The sequence below is a fragment of the Afipia massiliensis genome (assembly GCF_001006325.2).
In the GTDB taxonomy this organism is placed as follows: Bacteria; Pseudomonadota; Alphaproteobacteria; order Rhizobiales; family Xanthobacteraceae; genus Afipia; species Afipia massiliensis_A.
Genome location: NZ_LBIA02000001.1, coordinates 4,425,703 through 4,442,892, shown reverse-complemented (window position 1 = coordinate 4,442,892; position 17,190 = coordinate 4,425,703). Strand labels below are relative to the sequence as shown.

Sequence of the window (17,190 nt, the reverse complement as noted above, 5' to 3'; positions counted from 1 at the left end):
CAAACGAAGTATGTATGACATCATGCAGCCAAATCTAGACATTTCAGAGATGTTCGCGGATCGCCAATTCCAGCGCAACGCTCTGCACACGCGGTACCTCAACGAGCAGCTTGTTCGGGTCCTTAAGACCATCGGTTATGACGTCGGCTTCCAGCGGGCCCAAGGGCAGTATCTGTTTGACCGTGATGGCGATCGCTATCTCGATCTCCTGAGCGGCTTTGGCGTCTTCGCACTCGGCCGCAATCATCCGACGGTCAAGAACGCTCTCAAGAGCGTACTCGACAGTGATCTGCCCAATCTCGTCCAGCTCGATCTGTCCACGCTTGCCGGCATTCTGGCGGAGCGCCTGATCGCGCATGTGCCCTATCTCGACAAGGTATTTTTTGCGAATTCAGGGACGGAATGTGTCGAAGCTGCGATCAAATTCGCGCGCGGCGCCACTGGCCGGACCGGCATCGTCTATTGCGACCACGGCTATCACGGGCTGTCCTACGGTTCGTTGTCTCTGACCGGCGACAAGAACTTCCGTGACGGTTTCGGGCCGCTGTTGCCAGACTGCTTCTCGATTCCGTTCAACGACCTTCCGGCGCTCGAAAAGGCGCTGGCCTCTCGGCAGGTTGCAGCCTTCATCGTCGAGCCGATTCAGGGCAAGGGCGTCAACATACCCGACGACGGGTTTCTCGCGGATGCGGCTGCGCTGTGCAAGCGCTATGGCACGTTGTTCGTGGCGGACGAAATCCAGACCGGAATGGGCCGCACAGGGCGTTTCCTTGCCGTCGAGCACTGGAATGTCGAACCGGACATGGTGCTGCTGTCGAAGTCTCTCTCCGGCGGTCACGTCCCGGTCGGCGCCGTGCTGACGCGCAAGGCGATCTTCGACAAGATTTTCGACCGAATGGACCGCGCCGTCGTGCACGGATCGACGTTCTCCAAGAACGATCTCGCCATGGCTGCCGGCATTGCGACGCTGGAAGCGCTCAAGCAGGAAAAGGTGATCGAGAACGCGGCGGCGCGTGGCGCCGAGCTTCTTGCGACACTGTCAGCAATGGTTCCGCGCTACGAGTTGCTCAAGAATGTTCGCGGCAAGGGGCTCATGATCGGCGTCGAGTTCGGACCGCCGAAGTCGCTGGCGCTCAAGGCGTCCTGGACGATGCTGGAAGCGGCGAGCAAGGGTCTGTTCTGCCAGCTGATCACCATTCCGCTGTTCAAGGATCACAAGATCCTCAGCCAGGTGTCGGGCCATGCCAGCCACACGATCAAGCTGCTGCCGTCGCTCACGATCACGCAGGAAGACTGCAACTGGATTACCAGTTCGTTCGACACCGTGATCGAAAGCAGCCATCGTGTGCCCGGTGCGATCTGGTCGCTGGGCAAGACTCTGGTCGATAACGCAGCAAGAAAATCAGCCTGACGACGTCAGGCTGATTGGTTTGGCTCATTCAGGTATGTAAGGAAATGCGTGGAAGCGCGGCCGTTTACTGGCCGTGGCTGCGCAGAACCGCATCACATTTCTTGCTGATCTTCGGGCGGTTGGCCTGCAGGCAGCCCAGGATCACGAAGTCACCATCGTTCATGACGGCGCGGCAATAGCGCGAGACGTCCGGAGCACAGGCCTTCTGTTCTTCAGGTGTGCCGCTGCGCTGTGGGGCCTGCGCAAACGCGCCAACAGTTGCCGAGACAAGCAGGGTAGTCGCGAGAAGTGCTTTGAACATCGTTATCCCTTATCAGGTCTAGCGTTCGACGAACCATAGGTCGAACACATCAGAATGCCAGATACAAGCCATTCACGCCGAAAGGGTGGCCTATTTCGGCAGGTGTGGCGTGGATGCACGATCTCCTTCGCGCCAGCAGCATGATGGACCGCGAATTACCGCCACATTTCTGTTGGCGGCTTTCGACAATCGCGATGTGCGCCAGCTTTTCGAATCCGATCTAGCGAGTCGAAAGTTTCCTCGGTGTAATCGGGTTCCGCCGAACAAGAAGCAGAGCAAGGATCACTGTCGGAACCAGAATGGCGAGGCCCAGTGCCATGATTTGCAATTGCGAGATCGGCATAATGCCGCCGCCCGGCGTGGCGATCGTGAACCCTCCGATGATCAGCAGCACGCGAATTGGCCATTCCATAAAACCGGCGCGCCTGAGATCGCCGACATACGCCTGGTAGCCTTGGATGCCGCCACAGATGAAGACAATTCCGAAACAGGAAATTGCGGTGAGGCCGAGCGCCTCAAGGTATGGGTTTTCACCTTGGAGCAGCAGCGCGGGATTCAGCACGAAGAAGAATGGGATGAAGTAGATGATGCTGCCCACCCACATGCTTTCCCATCCGGTTTTCATGGCCGGTGCTCCAGCAATGCCGGCAGCGGCAAACGATGCAATGGCAACTGGTGGCGTGATCGACGAGAGCATGCCCCAATAGAAGATGAACATATGCACAGCCATCTTGTTGAGGCCGAGTTTTTCCAGCGCTGGCGCGACCAGAATTGCCAGAAAGATGTAGCAGGACGTCGTCGTCAGCCCGAGACCGAGGATGAGACTCGTGATCGCGCACATGACCAGCAGGAGGAGGGCGTTGCCGCCCGCGATGCTGAGAAGGTCGTTGGCTAGGCTTGAGATCACGCCGGTCAGGGAGAACGCGCCGATCAGCAGGCCGCAGCCGGCCAGGATCGCGATAAGTTCGACGAAAGTCTTTCCGTTCAATTCGAGAAAATGAAGCCACCGGCCGCCACCCCAGTTCTTTCCGGGAAAGAACTCGTTCAGAACGGCCAGAATGCACATCCCCCAGAGGAATGGATTGCCGATGTCAAACCAGAGCATGGCACCGGTCAACGCGGCCGATAGCATCAGAACCGCCGTGTTGGCGCGTTTCCACGCCGCTGGTCCCGACCACTGATGCAGGATGACCAGCAACGCGGTTGCATAGAACGGAGCGTGGCTTTCGCGTTTGAAGTAAAGAAGCATCACCACGAGGACGACGATGACAAAGAGGTAGTACCACCCCTCCTTGAATGCGTCCCAAAAGCGCGGCAACTCCCTGCGCGGCAGTCCCTCGAGTTGATGGCGGGCTGCATAGCTGTCGACCTGCGCGAACAAGCCAAAATAGTACAGCACTGACGGAATGGTCGCCGCCAGGGCGACGTCCGAGTAACCCGTATTCAGAAACTGGGCCATGACGAACGCGGTAGCTCCGAGAACCGGAGGCGCAAGGACAGCGCCGGTGGAGGCGCATGCTTCGACCGCGGCGGAATAGGACGGCGTGAATCCTGTTTTCTTCATCGCCGGGATCGTCATCGTGCCCGCAGTGAGGACGTTCGACACGATGCTCCCGCCGACCGTGCCGAGAAGGCCGCTCGCGAAGACGCAGACCTTGGCGGCGCCGCCGCGGAATGTTCCACAGAGCGCGAATGCGATGTTGATGAAGAATTTGCCGGCGCCGGTCATCATCAGCGCCGTGCCGAACACAAGGAAGCCGATCACCGTATCCGCAAATGCCTGGATCGGAATGCCGAGCAGGCTTTCGCCCGAGAGCATGTGATAGGCGGTTGTCTGCTCAAGCGTGGACTGTGTGCCCCGGAACGGCCCCAGCCACTTTGCGTCAGCGAACAGCGGATAGAGCGTAAAAGGAAATACGCTCAGCAACAGGCTCCATCCGCCGGTGCGGCGCAACGCTTCCATGAGAACGAACCACATCACCAGACCGGCGGCGATCACGTTCCGTGGGGCTCCCTCAAACTCCCAGCCGAGCGCCGCGGCCTTACGGATGTTCATCATCAGCCAGATCGCGGCGGCGCACGTCAGTACGAACAGGACTGCGTCATACCAGGGGATGCGGTCGAGCGGCGCCTTGCTGGAGCTTGGAAAAATCAGGAACGTGAACGGCAGCATCAGCGCAATAAGCAGGTAAAAATATTCGGTGTTGAGCTGCGTGAAATCCATGAAGAAACGCAGCGAGAATTGCTGGTTGATACACAGAAAGATCGTCGCGGCTGTTGCCACCAGCAACGCCCAGCGCCACCCCCCGCGCAGGGTTCTTACGCGGGTGACTTCGGATTCCTGCAGGTCGGCAACGACGGCGTGCGGATTCTCGATCTGGATTGTCTCTGGCGGACTCGCTCCGGCAGCCGCAGTAGATGCGGAAGCCGGAAGGCCGGTGTTGTTGGACGAAGCTGTCATGGTCGATCCCGGATTTAGATAGTAGCGCCGTCCGTCATGCAGAGATCGAGATCGCTAGTCTTCAAACCCATTCGGCAGATTGGCTTTGGCGAGCGCTGCCTTGCGTGCTGCCATCCAGCCGGAGAGGAATGCTGCCGGTTCTCCTGGTGCGCTTGCGGTATTGTAGGCTTTCCATGCGTCAGCCAGAACACCTTGCCGCTTGATCAGGTCGTTGTTGTACTTCTCGTCTGCGTCGGTCCAGTTACCGGCTTCCTTCAACGCCTTGGCAGCGCCGGGATGGAACGGAATGACCCACTGCTTGCTCTGACGCTTGGCTTCAAGGCCGACTGAACCGGGCGCGGAGTCCTTGTACGAATCGTAGCCGTCAATCATTGCCTTGGTGATCGAGTAAACCTGATCCACCGGCTGCGTCGCATAAGTCGTCGCGATCGGATAGGGATAGGTGGCCAGTTGCAATGGTTTCGAGGCTTCGATACCGGCGCCGCAGGTTGTGGTGTGTGGATTGAAGAACGCGCCGACTTTCTTGACTCGCTCCCAGGCCGCCTTGTCTTCGGGCGGGAGTTGTGGCCAGACCAGACCGCGCGGCGAGTTCTCAACTTCCTTCGCCGGACCGGTCACCGTGGAGGCGAATGCGCCGTCGGCATCATTGTTGACGAGGCCTTTCCACATCGCACCGTAGCTCGCGAATTCGACAATCTTGACGTCCTTCTGCGTGAGGCCGCCATAAGCGATGATCGCGAGCGCGTTCTGGTTAAGCGCAGGCGAACCGACCACGAAGCCGAGCCGTTTGCCGCGGAAATCCTTCCACTCCTTGACACCGGCGTCCTTCGTCACGCCGACCGACAGACCGTTACAGTCGACCGTCGAGAGAGTCATCTGCAGCGCTTGCGGGCCCCATTCCTTGACGCCGAATTCGAACACGCCTTCCTGCGCGAAATAAACGCCGGTGCCCATCCAGGCCAGCACGGCGCGGCCAGCGCGCAGCGGCGCGAGACGCGCCACGTCGTTGCCCGCCGGAAGCACGCGAATGTCCGAGCCGTATTTGTCCTTCATCATTTTGCCAACGCCGACGGCGATGTTGAAGCCCGACGTTCCGGTGTCGTAAGCGGTGAAAGCCATGGTCGGCGCCAGTTTGATCTCCTGTGCCAGCACCGGCGAAATCGCCGTGCTTGCAACAACCATGGCTGCAACCGTCGTGATATATCGCGTCATGAAGTATCCCTCCCATTTGCTTTCGCTGTGCGAAATGCGTTTTTGATTTTGCCGGATCATGTCATCGTGCAGGCGCCAGTGCAACGCCCGCAAGCCTACTAAGGTGTACTAGACAGTTTGTCGCGGAGACTTCGCGCATCACGCTTCGAGCGTGGCGATTGCCTGTCCCTCTGCCACGACATCATCGATGCTGACGAGAATCGATTTGATTTTTCCTGCGGCAGGTGAGGGGATGGGAATTTCCATCTTCATGGCTTCGACGAAGATGACGTCGTCACCGCTTCCGATATCGCCGCCGGCGCTGGCCGCAATCGCGCAGACGCGCCCGGCAACCTCGGTGACGATCTTGATCTCTGCCATTGATTTCCCCCTATCCGCTTTGAGCAGGGCATGCACGCGCGGCTTGTTGTTGTGACGAAAGATTGCCCGAGGTAGCGTGTTCCGCAAGAGGAAACTTTATTCCGCAGAGTAGAACAAAAACGCGTTCGCAACGCGTACGGCAAGGAGCGAAGATGAACTGGAAGCCTGAACTCGATGAACTCGCGCGGCGCGAAGCGTTTGCGAAAGAGATGGGCGGCGCCGACAAAGTCAAGCGACAGCACGATCAGGGACGGCTGACCGTTCGCGAGCGTATCGACAAACTGGTGGATCCGAAGAGCTTTCACGAGATGGGAGCGATTTCCGGCATAGCCGAGTATGACGACAAGAATGAGTTGACGACACTCACGCCGGCCAACTGCGTGTTCGGCCGCGGCAAGATTGACAAGCGCCCCGTCGTCGTCGTCGGTGACGACTTCACCGTGCGCGGCGGTTCGGCGGACGCGTCGATCTCCGCAAAGCCGACAATGGCCGAGCAGATGGCGCACGATTTCCGGATGCCGATCATTCGCGTGATCGAAGGATCCGGCGGCGGCGGTTCGGTCAAGACCATCGAAACGAAAGGCGCCGCGAATCTGCCGGGCGGCGTTGGTGGCACAACCTGGTATTGGTACACCACCACGAACATGGCGCGTGTACCTGTCGTGGGTCTCGGCCTTGGATCGGTTGCAGGTCTTGGCGCGGCGCGCCTCGCAGCCAGCCATTATTCAGTCATGACCAAATCATCCGCGATGTTCGTCGCGGGTCCGCCGGTCGTCGCGCGTCTCGGACAGTCGCTCGACAAGCAGGAGCTTGGCGGCTGGCAGATTCAGACCAAGGCGGGTGGTGTTGATCACGCAGTCGATACCGAGGAAGAAGCGTTCGAGTGTGCGCGGAAGTTCCTGTCTTACCTGCCGTCATCTGTATTTGACCTGCCGCCGACCACTCCTTGCAGCGATGATCCGGAGCGCAGCGACGAAGCGCTGCTCAATATCGTCCCGCGCAGCCGCAAGCAGATCTACAAGATGCGGCCCATTATCGAGTCGGTGGTCGATAAGGGATCGTTCTTCGAGATGGGCCAGAATTTCGGGCGCTCGGTGATCGCCGGGTTCGCGCGCTTTGACGGCCGCGCTGTGCTGCTGCTGGCGAGCGATCCTTATATTTATGGAGGATCGTGGACAGCGGAAGCCTGCCAGAAGGTGGTGCGCTTCGTCGATTTGGCGGAAACCTTCCATCTTCCCGTCGTCTATCTGATGGATTGTCCGGGTTTTATGATCGGGCTTGAAGCCGAAAAGGCCGCGACGATCCGGCATGGCGTGCGGGCGATGACCGCCGTCAATCAGACCACGGTGCCATGGTGCACGATCATCGTTCGCAACTCCTTCGGTGTTGCGGGGGTTGTGCATCAGCCGGCAGGCCGGTTCTCGCTGCGCTATGCGTGGCCCTCGGCCTATTGGGGCTCGCTGCCGCTCGAAGGCGGCATCGAGGCCGCTTATCGTGCCGATATCGAGGCCGCTGACGATCCCAAGGCGAAGCTGGCCGAGATCGAGGACCGGCTCAACAAGCTGCGGTCGCCATTCCGTTCGGCGGAGAAGTTCTGGGTCGAAGAGATCATAGACCCGCGTAAGACGCGTTCGTTGATTTGCGAATTCGCACGGCTGGCGGAGCCACTGCGTACCCCGGGCGTGGCGAAGATGGCGATCAGGCCGTGATGATCTATCAAGGACCGCAAATATAAAGTTCGTCATGGCCGGGCTTGTCCCGGCCATCCATGTCTTTCCTTACGGCGTCGCGAGCAAGACGTGGATCACCGGGACAAGCCCGGTGATGACGACTGAGTAAGTTGAGGCTCCGCGCCTAATTTCGTCGGTCGCTTGCTACCGTCCATCCGCAACAATCATCGCCGCGCCTTTTTCCGCGATCATCGCGGTCGGCGTGTTGGTGTTGCCCGACGTGATGGTCGGCATCACCGACGCGTCGACGACACGCAGCCCCTTAAGGCCGTGAAAGCGCAGGCGCTCATCGACCACAGCGAGAGGATCGCTGGACGTGCCCATCTTCGCGGTTCCGACCGGATGAAAGATCGTGGTGCCGATGTCGCCGGCGGCTTTCGCCAAAGACGCATCGTCATCGCCGACGGACGGGCCGGGGAGATACTCCTGCGGATGATAGGCCGCGAGCGCGTGCTGCTTCATCAGCCGCCGCGTCACGCGGATGGCATCGGCGGCGACCTGCCGGTCTTCGGGTGTCGATAGATAGTTCGGCGCGATCGCAGGCGCTTGATCGGGGGCGTTCGACTTGATGCGCACGCTGCCGCGCGATGTCGGCCGTAGATTACAGGCAGCGATGGTGATCGCCGGGAAGCGGTGCAACGGCTCACCGAACTTGTCGAGCGACAACGGCTGAACGTGAAACTGGATGTTGGCGCGCTCCTGACGCGCATCGGAGCGCGTGAAGATACCGAGCTGCGACGGCGCCATGGTCAGCGGTCCACGCCGCCGCAGGAGATAATCGACGCCCATCCAGCCACGCCGGAACAAATTGTAGTAGGTCTCGTTCAGAGTGCGCACGCCCTCGACCTTGTAGATCGCGCGTTGCTGCAAATGATCCTGCAGGTTGCGGCCTACGCCTTGCCGGTCGAGCACGGTGTCGATGCCGAGTGGCGACAGCCATTCCTGCGGGCCAATGCCGGAGCGATGCAGCACCTGCGTCGATCCGATCGAACCCGAGCACAGGATCACTTCGCCTTGTGTCCGTGCCTCGATGGTTTCACCACCCTGGCTGAAGCGCACGCCCACGGCGCGGCCGTTCTCGACGATCACCCTGTCGACCAGCACATTGGTTTCGAGTCGAAGATTAGGCCGCGACAATGCGGGCTTGAGAAAACCGCGCGCCGAGGACCAGCGCCGTCCGCGTTTCTGGTTGACGTGGAAGTATCCGATGCCTTCGTTGTCGCCGGTATTGAAGTCCGGCGTCTTGCGGATGCCCATTTCGTGCGCGGCGTCTCCGACGGCATCCAGCACTTTCCATGACAGGCGCGGCGCTTCGATCCGCCAGCCGCCCCCGGTGCCGTGGTGCTCGCTCTCGCCAAGAAAATGATCTTCAAGTTTCTTGAATGCGGGCAGCACATCATCCCAGCCCCAGCCGGTCAATCCAAGCTGCCGCCAATGGTCGTAATCCGCGGCCTGTCCGCGCATGGAGATCATGGCGTTGATCGCAGACGATCCGCCGATCACCTTACCGCGCGGATAGGCCAGCGCGCGGCCGTTGAGCCCGGCCTCCGGTTCGGTCTTGAACATCCAGTCGGAGCGGGGATTGCCGATGGCGAACAAATAACCGACCGGAATGTGAAACCAGATCCAGTTGTCCTTGCCGCCGGCTTCCAGAATCAGCACGCGCTTGCGCGGGTCGGCCGAGAGGCGATTGGCAACGATGCAACCGGCGGTACCGGCACCGACGACGATGTAGTCGAAATCCCCCTCGAGACGTTTCACCATTCCCTGTCCTGCATTTCTCTATTCAAATTGGAGACTTTTCTTCTTATGGCCCCGGCCGGGGTTCGCTGTACAGTGTGGTTCCGCGCAATTCCCGTTTGCGCGGATGTTGGGTCCCTTGCGGGCTCATGCTAGCTTTTGTCGTCTTGATCCTGTGAGGTTACCGCCGTGCCTATCCTCAACCGCATCGCCGATCTGCAACCCGAAATCATGGGCTGGCGCCGCGAGCTGCACGCGCATCCGGAGTTGATGTACGATGTGCACCGCACTGCGGCATTCGTTGCCGACCGCCTGCGGGAGTTCGGTTGCGATGAAGTTGCGACGGGTCTCGGACGCACCGGTGTGGTTGGCGTCATCAGGGGGCGAAAGCCCGTCAATGGCGGCGACCTGAAAGCCATTGGTCTGCGCGCCGATATGGACGCGCTGCCGATCGAGGAAGAAACCGGCGTCGCCTATAGCTCGACCGTGCCCGGCAAGATGCACGCCTGCGGCCACGACGGTCATACCGCGATGCTGCTGGGGGCGGCACGCTATCTCGCCGAGACACGGAATTTCGCGGGTGATGCCGTGATGATCTTCCAGCCTGCCGAGGAGGGCGGTGCGGGGGCCGAAGCCATGATCAAGGACGGCCTGATGGATCGCTTCAAGATCGAACAGGTCTACGGGATGCACAACTCACCGGGCATGCCGATCGGCACGTTTGCGACGCGTGTCGGACCTGCGATGGCGGCGACCGATCACATCAACATTCATATCGAAGGTCTGGGCGGACATGCCGCGCGTCCGCACAAGAGCATCGACTCGGTGCTGGTCGGCGCGCAATTGATTACCGCTTTGCAGTCGATCGTCTCGCGCAGCGTCGATCCGCTCGACGCGGCGGTGATTTCGATCTGCGAGTTCCATGCCGGGAACGCCCGCAACGTGATCCCACAAACGGCAGAACTGTTTGGCACTGCACGGACGCTGACGCCCGAGGTGCGGGACCTGATCGAGCAGCGGGTGCGTGAGGTCGTAAACGGTGTTGCGCAGCTTTCGGGTGCGAAGATCACGCTCGATTACGAGCGCAGCTATCCGGTGCTGGTCAATCATCCTGCCGAAACTGGCATCGCCGCACGGGTCGCGGCGGATATTGCAGGTGAGGGCAATGTCAGCTCCGAGATTCCGCCCGTAATGGGCGCGGAAGATTTCGCCTACATGTTGGAAGCACGGCCCGGCGCCTTCATTTTTATCGGCAATGGCGACAGCGCCGGGCTTCATCACCCGGCCTATAACTTCAATGATGACGCCATCATTTATGGCTCGTCCTACTGGATCAAGCTGGTCGAGACCCAGCTCGCAGGCTGACCCGGGCGAGCGGAGGCCGGAACTGCTTCGCGCCGTTTACGTCGTAGGAACGAAGCGCAACACCTCGCGTTGAGAGGCCGGAAGCATCCCGTCACCATCAACCCGAGTGAGGACGCCATGTCCGCAGCAAAAGACAAAGACCTCAACGACCTGTTCCTTGATACCCTCAAGGACATGTATTTCGCAGAAAAGCACATCCTCAAGGCGCTGCCGAAAATGGCCAAGGCCGCGCATTCCAGTCAACTGCGCGCTGCGTTCGAGAAGCATGAAGGCGAGACAGAAGACCATGTGGAGCGGTTGGAGAAAATTTTCGATCTAATGGACAAGCCGGCCCGAGGAAAAACCTGCGAGGCCATCCAAGGCATTTTGGATGAAGGCAAGGAAATCATGGACGAGTACAAGGGCACCGAAGCTCTGGACGCTGGCTTGCTGGCGGCGGCGCAGGCGGTCGAGCATTACGAAATCGCGCGCTATGGAACCCTGAAGGCATGGGCGACCAAGCTCGGCATGGCCGAAGCGGCGAGGCTGCTGGATGAAACCCTTAAGCAGGAACACAAGACGGACGAGGCGCTGACCAGTCTGGCCCTTGCCGCAGTGAATTCCGAAGCGATGGCGGCCTGACAGCCGTTTCGGCAAGCGATCATGCCTCTGGCGTCCCGTCAGGGACGCCGGAGGGTGCCGCATGAGCGGTGAAAGCGGCGAGCTGTCCGTTAGTCTGTTGTTTTAAAATAGAAAACTTAATCTGCGGGAGTCCATTGACTCCTTGGCCTCTCTTAGCTTTATATTAGAACATATCATGAACAAATAAGGTCGTCACTCGTTCAACCAACTGCGGGTGACGGACCCAGAAACCCAGGAGCGGCGCATGACCGGCGCGCGCATAAACACGCTTGCGTCCCTGCGAGGGACCATCGGCCGCCTGGAAGGCGACGCCGGTGGGCTTTCGCGCGTGGCGCTGGGCCACGCCGAAGCGGACGCCCTGTTGCAGGGCGGGCTGGTGCGCGGCGCGCTGCATGAGGTGTTCGCCGAGAGCGGCCGCCACGGCGCAGCAGCGACGGGGTTCATCGCGGGTCTTGCCCATCGCCTCGCAGGGCGGAGGCCGCTGGTGTGGGTCCGGCAGGATTTTGCGGAACGGGAATCCGGCGCGCTGTCGATGAGCGGCCTGAATGAACTCGGTCTCGATCCACGCCTGCTGGTGACGGTGCGGGCGACAGATGCCGAGACCGCGCTGCGCGCCGCAGCCGATGCGCTCGCCTGCGATGCACTGGGTGCGGTGGTGCTGGATGTCTGGGGCGAGGTGCGCCAGCTCGATCTGGTGGCGAGCCGCAGGCTGACGCTTGCCGCGCGCGCCTCGAATGTCGCGTGTCTGGTACTGCGCACGGCGGCGGTGCCATCCGCCAGCACAGCGGAGACGCGCTGGGCGGTGCGGTCAGCACCATCACTGTCCGCGATGGAAGCATGGGGCGCGCCACTGCTCGACACGCAGCTTGTTCGCAACCGTCACGGCCAGACCGGACGATGGATCATGGAGTGGAAATGTGATGAGGGCCTCTTCCGTGAACCGGCGACGTATTCTCAGCCTTTGGCTGCCGCGCCTGCCGACCGACCGATTGAAGCGCCAGCTTTCGGGGCAAGACGCCGCGCCGGATGACACGTGTCCCTGCGTCGTTGTCGCGAAGCTGAACAACGCGCTGCAGATTTCGGCGCTGAACGATGCCGCTGCGGACATTGGTCTCGAGAAAGGTCTGCCGCTGGCCAATGCGCGCGCGGTCTGTCCCGAGGTGCAGGTGTTCGACGCCGACGAGGCGGCGGACAGGAGCCTGCTGGAAGCTGTCGCCGACTGGTGCGACCGCTTCACGCCGCTGGTGGCGCTCGATCCGCCTTATGGTCTGTTTCTCGACATCAGCGGCTGCGCGCATCTGTTCGGCGGCGAGGCCGCGATGCTGCGAACGGTCTGCGCGTTGCTGGCGCGGCAGGGTTTCATCATCAACGCGGCGATTGCGAGTACGCCGGTTTGCGCGCGGGTCATGACGCAGGCCACGCGAAGTTGCATCGTCCCCGATGGCGAGGAAGCGCGCGCCGTCGCGCCGCTGCCGGTGTTCGCGCTCGGCGCCGATGATGGGATCACGCGCGGGCTGCGCCGTGCCGGCTTGAAGACCATTGGCGATGTCGCGTCGCGTGCGCCGCATGAAATTTCCGCGCGGTTCGGGGCTGCGTTCACCAGCCTGTTGCAGCAGGCGCTGGGGCAGGGCGATGCGCCGATTTCGCCGCGTAAGCCGCCACCGGATTTTATGGTGGAGAAGCGTTTCGCCGAACCGGTCGCGACCGACAACGTGATCGCGGCGATCTTGTCGGGTCTTGCGCAGATGCTGGTCGCCGCGATGGACAAGCAGGGCAAGGGCGCGCGCCGTCTGGAGGCGAGTTTTTTCCGCACCGACGGCGCGGTGCGCACCATCGCGGTGGAGACGGGACAGCCCGTCACCAAGGTCAATGTGGTCGACCGTCTGTTTCGCGAACGGCTGGAGGCGCTGGCCGATCCGCTCGACCCCGGTTTCGGCTTCGATCTTATTCGTCTGTCAGCCGGCCGCGTCGAGATCGTGGTCCAGGAGCAGCGTGACTTCGACACGCGTGCGCAGGACAACGATGAAGTCGCCGCATTGGTCGATCGTCTTGCCGCGCGCATCGGCGGCAAGCGTGTCGTGGTGCATCTGCCACTGGACACGCACATTCCGGAACGCGCTGTCATCGCGGCACCCGCGCAGCAAAATCTTGCTGTGGCTTCCGTTGCGGAATGGCCTGTTCGTGCCGAGGCCGAGCCGCCGCTGCGCCCGCTGCGTCTGTTCGAGCGACCCGAGGAAATCGAAGTCATGGCGGCCGCCGTTCCTGACGGACATCCGCCGCGATTCAAGTGGCGTCGTGCGACCCATGCGGTGGTACGGGCGGAAGGCCCGGAACGGATCGCCATGGAATGGTGGAGGCACAAGGGAGAAGCCCTAACGCGGGATTATTTCCGCGTCGAGGATGCGGAAGGCATGCGCTTCTGGATCTATCGCGACGGTCTCTACACCGAACCTGTGTCTGAGAAAGATGAGCCCGTTCCTCCCAAATGGTTTGTGCACGGGTTGTTCGCATGAAAGCCACCGACTACGCGGAAATCGGCATTACGACCAACTTCTCGTTCCTGCGCGGCGGATCGCAGCCGCAGGAATATGTGAAGCGGGCCAGCGAGCTTCTCTTGCCGGTCATTGGCATTGCTGACCGCAACACCTTGGCCGGTGTCGTCCGCGCCTACAAGGAACTCGAAAATCCCGAGGTCACATGCAAGCCGAAACTGCTGATCGGATCGCGTCTAGTGTTCGAGGATGGGACGCCGGACATCCTGGTCTATCCCCGTGACCGCGCCGCCTATGGCCGGCTATGCCAGTTGCTGACCCGCGGCAAGCTCGCGGCCGGGAAGGGCGAGTGTCACCTCACATTCGATGACCTGCTGGACTTTGCCGAAGGGCAATTGCTGATTCTGACGCTGCCGCATCGCTTTGATGTCCCGGCGGCACTAAAGATTCTCGATCGATTGAAACGCAGTCGCGCCGATGGTGTCTGGTTTGCGGCAAGTCTGCTGTATCGCGGCGACGACAGGCGGCGTCTGGCGAAGCTTCAGCGCATCGCTTCAACGGCCCGCGTTCCGCTGCTCGCGACCAACGAGGTGCTTTATCATGACCGGGCGCGCCGTCCCCTGCAGGACGTCCTGACCTGTATCCGGGAAAAGACGACGATCATGAGTGTCGGAAAACGGCTCGAAGCCAATGCCGAACGGCATCTGAAACCCGGCTATGAGATGGCGCGTTTGTTTCGCGATTATCCGGATGCGGTTGCTGAAACCATGCGCTTTGCAGAGCGCATCACCTTTACGCTCGGCGAACTCAAGTATCAGTATCCGGATGAACCTGTTCCGCCGGGCAAGACGGCGCAGCGGCATCTTGCGGATCTCACCGAGGCGGGCATCCGGCATTATTTTCCGGGCGGGATCGACCAAAAGCTGCGCGCGACAATCGGCAAGGAACTCAAGCTGATCGAGAAGCTTGGATACGCACATTACTTTCTGACAGTTCACGACATCGTTTGCTACGCGCGCTCGCAAAACATTTTGTGTCAGGGTCGAGGTTCGGCAGCGAATTCCGCCGTCTGTTATATGCTTGGCATCACTTCGGTGAATCCGGCCGAGACTGACGTGCTGTTCGAGCGCTTTATCTCCGAGGAACGGCTGGAGCCACCGGATATCGATGTCGATTTCGAGCACTCGCGGCGCGAAGAGGTGATGCAATATGTTTACAGGCGCTACGGCCGTCATCGTGCGGCGATTGTCGCCACCGTCATTCACTATCGCCCGCGCAGCGCGATCCGCGATGTCGGCAAGGCGCTTGGCCTAACGGAAGACGTCACGGCGGCGCTGGCTGATACGGTGTGGGGAAGCTGGGGCACAGATGTCAGCGATATGCAGATCAGGCAGGCAGGCTTCGATCCCGGCAATCCGATGATCCGCCGTGCTGTCGAGCTCGCCACTGAATTGATCGAATTCCCGCGGCATCTGTCTCAGCATGTCGGCGGCTATGTGCTGACGCAGGATCGGCTCGATACCTATGTGCCCATCGGCAACGCGGCCATGGACGACCGCACCTTCATTGAATGGGACAAGGACGACATCGATACGTTGAAGATGATGAAGGTCGACGTGCTGGCGCTTGGCATGCTGACCTGTATCCGGAAGTGCTTCGACCTGATCGCGGATCACAAGGGCAAGCGGTTCGAACTCGCGGACATCAAGTCGGAAAACGATGACAGCGATAAAGTGTTCGACATGCTGTGCAGGGGCGAATCTCTCGGCGTCTTCCAGGTTGAGAGTCGCGCGCAGATGAACATGCTGCCGCGTCTGAAGCCGCGCACCTTCTATGATCTTGTCATCGAGGTCGCCATCGTGCGGCCCGGCCCGATCCAGGGCAACATGGTGCATCCCTATCTGAAGCGCAGAAAGATGAGGCCGGAGGAGATCGAATATCCTTACCCAAAAGGCGGGAACAAGGACGAACTGAAGCAGGTGTTGCACAAGACTCTCGGCGTGCCGCTGTTTCAGGAACAGGCAATGCGCATTGCGATGGAGGCCGCGGAGTTCACACCCGAGGAAGCCAATGGCTTGCGACGCGCGATGGCGACATTTCGTAATGTCGGCACGATGCCGAAATTCGAAAGGCGGATGGTCGATCGCATGATCGCCCGTGGCTACGATCCTGAATTTGCGGTGAGTTGCTTCGACCAGATCAAGGGCTTCGGCAGCTACGGATTCCCGGAAAGCCACGCAGCCGCATTTGCGCAGCTTGTCTATGTGTCGTCATGGCTCAAGCATTATCACCCCGATGCCTTTTGCTGCGGGCTGCTCAACTCGCAGCCGATGGGCTTCTATGCGCCGGCGCAGATCGTCGGCGATGCGCGCAAAAATGGCGTCGAGGTGCGCGAGATCGATGTGTCGTTCAGCTTTGGACAAAGCACCCTGGAAGAGGGGTCTGGAGATTATTGCGCCGTCCGGCTCGGCTTTCGTCAGATCGACGGTTTCGAAGTGTTCGATGTCGATGACAGGCTTCCCGAGAAGTTTGGAAAATCCGAGAAAAAGCCGCGCAAGGATTACTGGGATCAGCGGATCGTTGCCGCCCGTGCGCAAAAGCCGTTCGCCTCGCTGGAAGATTTTGCGCGCGAGACGCGGCTGCCGAAACGTGCGCTGACCCTGCTGGCCGATGCCGATGCGTTCTGCTCTCTGGGTCTCGACCGGCGTGAAGCCCTGTGGACGGTGCAGCGTCTGCCGGACGATGTGCCGCTACCGCTTTTCACCGCAGCCGCGGCGCGCGAGCAGCCCGACGAAGCCGCACAGCCATTACCTGCCATGCCGCTACCTGAGCAGGTTGTGGCGGATTATCAGACCATCAGGCTGTCGTTGAAGGGGCACCCGATGGAATTCCTCCGGCCGATGTTTTCGCAGGAAGGTATGGTGGCATGTGAGGCGATTGGACATGCCCGCGACAAGCAACGCGTCCGTTGCGCTGGCGTCGTGCTGGTGCGACAGCGGCCGGGCAGTGCCAAGGGCGTCGTCTTCATGACGCTGGAGGATGAGACCGGAATCGCCAATATCGTGGTGTGGCCCAAGGTGATGGAAAAATTCCGCAAGGAAGTGATGGGCGCGCGGCTGATCGAGGTGCAGGGGACCATTCAGAGCAGTCCGGAGAAGGTGGTCCATCTGGTGGCCGAGCGTTTGTTCGATCGGTCTCATGATCTGATGAACCTCGCCAACGACGCGCTCGGCCGAAAACACCCGATCCCGCCCGGCGCGGATGTGATCGAACCGCTGGAGGATGATCGCCGTGCGCATCCTGACAACCCAGCACAGAAGGTGCGCCATCCGCGCAATGTACGCATTCTGCCGCGCTCGCGGGATTTCCATTAAACATTCTTGATGTAACGCACTGTCCGCGCGATGCTTCCGTTTATTGAGCAGAGCTCTTCAGGATTTGGTGCTCTGCGAAGCGTTCGTCACGCCGCCGTGATGTCAGCGACCCCGGCATTTTGG

General features: G+C 60.7%; 12 protein-coding genes. 7 read left to right on the top strand and 5 right to left on the bottom strand.

Annotated features, from left to right (window positions below; all coding sequences use genetic code 11):
- Positions 1-19 precede the first annotated feature (19 nt).
- Positions 20-1,411: an aminobacteriohopanetriol synthase HpnO gene (hpnO, locus tag YH63_RS21335; RefSeq protein ID WP_137325330.1), complete on the top strand. Its 1,392-nt coding sequence runs from the start codon at positions 20-22 to the stop codon at positions 1,409-1,411.
- A 64-nt stretch (positions 1,412-1,475) separates the two neighbouring features.
- On the opposite strand, the gene YH63_RS21330 is transcribed toward hpnO, so the two are convergent.
- The 4 genes from YH63_RS21330 to YH63_RS21315 form a co-directional block, all read right to left on the bottom strand.
- A complete protein-coding gene (locus YH63_RS21330; protein ID WP_046830262.1) occupies positions 1,476-1,712 on the bottom strand; it encodes a hypothetical protein in 237 nt (78 codons plus the stop codon).
- A gap of 220 nt (positions 1,713-1,932) precedes the next feature.
- A complete protein-coding gene (locus YH63_RS21325) occupies positions 1,933-4,173 on the bottom strand; it encodes a TRAP transporter permease (protein WP_046830261.1) in 2,241 nt (746 codons plus the stop codon).
- A 54-nt stretch (positions 4,174-4,227) separates the two neighbouring features.
- Entirely contained in the window at positions 4,228-5,385 is a 1,158-nt protein-coding gene (locus YH63_RS21320) for a TAXI family TRAP transporter solute-binding subunit (protein WP_046830350.1), read from the bottom strand.
- A 138-nt stretch (positions 5,386-5,523) separates the two neighbouring features.
- A complete protein-coding gene (locus tag YH63_RS21315; RefSeq protein ID WP_046830260.1) occupies positions 5,524-5,745 on the bottom strand; it encodes an acetyl-CoA carboxylase biotin carboxyl carrier protein subunit in 222 nt (73 codons plus the stop codon).
- A 152-nt stretch (positions 5,746-5,897) separates the two neighbouring features.
- Here YH63_RS21315 and YH63_RS21310 point away from each other — a divergent pair, with 152 nt between their 5' ends.
- A complete protein-coding gene (locus tag YH63_RS21310) occupies positions 5,898-7,454 on the top strand; it encodes an acyl-CoA carboxylase subunit beta (RefSeq protein WP_046830259.1) in 1,557 nt (518 codons plus the stop codon).
- Between the two features lie 165 nt (positions 7,455-7,619).
- On the opposite strand, the gene YH63_RS21305 is transcribed toward YH63_RS21310, so the two are convergent.
- Positions 7,620-9,239, bottom strand: a complete 1,620-nt coding sequence (locus YH63_RS21305; protein ID WP_046830258.1) for a GMC family oxidoreductase — start codon at positions 9,237-9,239, stop codon at positions 7,620-7,622.
- A gap of 165 nt (positions 9,240-9,404) precedes the next feature.
- On the opposite strand from YH63_RS21305, the gene YH63_RS21300 reads away from it, so the two are divergent.
- The 5 genes from YH63_RS21300 (at position 9,405) to YH63_RS21280 (ending at position 17,067) form a co-directional block, all read left to right on the top strand.
- The gene (locus YH63_RS21300; RefSeq protein ID WP_046830257.1) at positions 9,405-10,580 is read left to right on the top strand and encodes a M20 aminoacylase family protein; all 1,176 of its coding nucleotides are present in this window, start codon (positions 9,405-9,407) and stop codon (positions 10,578-10,580) included.
- A 117-nt stretch (positions 10,581-10,697) separates the two neighbouring features.
- The gene (locus YH63_RS21295) at positions 10,698-11,201 is read left to right on the top strand and encodes a ferritin-like domain-containing protein (RefSeq protein ID WP_046830256.1); all 504 of its coding nucleotides are present in this window, start codon (positions 10,698-10,700) and stop codon (positions 11,199-11,201) included.
- 244 nt (positions 11,202-11,445) lie between these two features.
- The gene (locus tag YH63_RS21290) at positions 11,446-12,231 is read left to right on the top strand and encodes an ImuA family protein (protein ID WP_046830255.1); all 786 of its coding nucleotides are present in this window, start codon (positions 11,446-11,448) and stop codon (positions 12,229-12,231) included.
- Positions 12,122-13,714, top strand: a complete 1,593-nt coding sequence (locus YH63_RS21285; protein WP_046830254.1) for a Y-family DNA polymerase — start codon at positions 12,122-12,124, stop codon at positions 13,712-13,714. The genes YH63_RS21290 and YH63_RS21285 overlap by 110 nt, the downstream gene beginning before the upstream one ends.
- Positions 13,711-17,067, top strand: a complete 3,357-nt coding sequence (locus YH63_RS21280; protein WP_046830253.1) for an error-prone DNA polymerase — start codon at positions 13,711-13,713, stop codon at positions 17,065-17,067. The genes YH63_RS21285 and YH63_RS21280 overlap by 4 nt, the downstream gene beginning before the upstream one ends.
- Positions 17,068-17,190 lie beyond the last annotated feature (123 nt).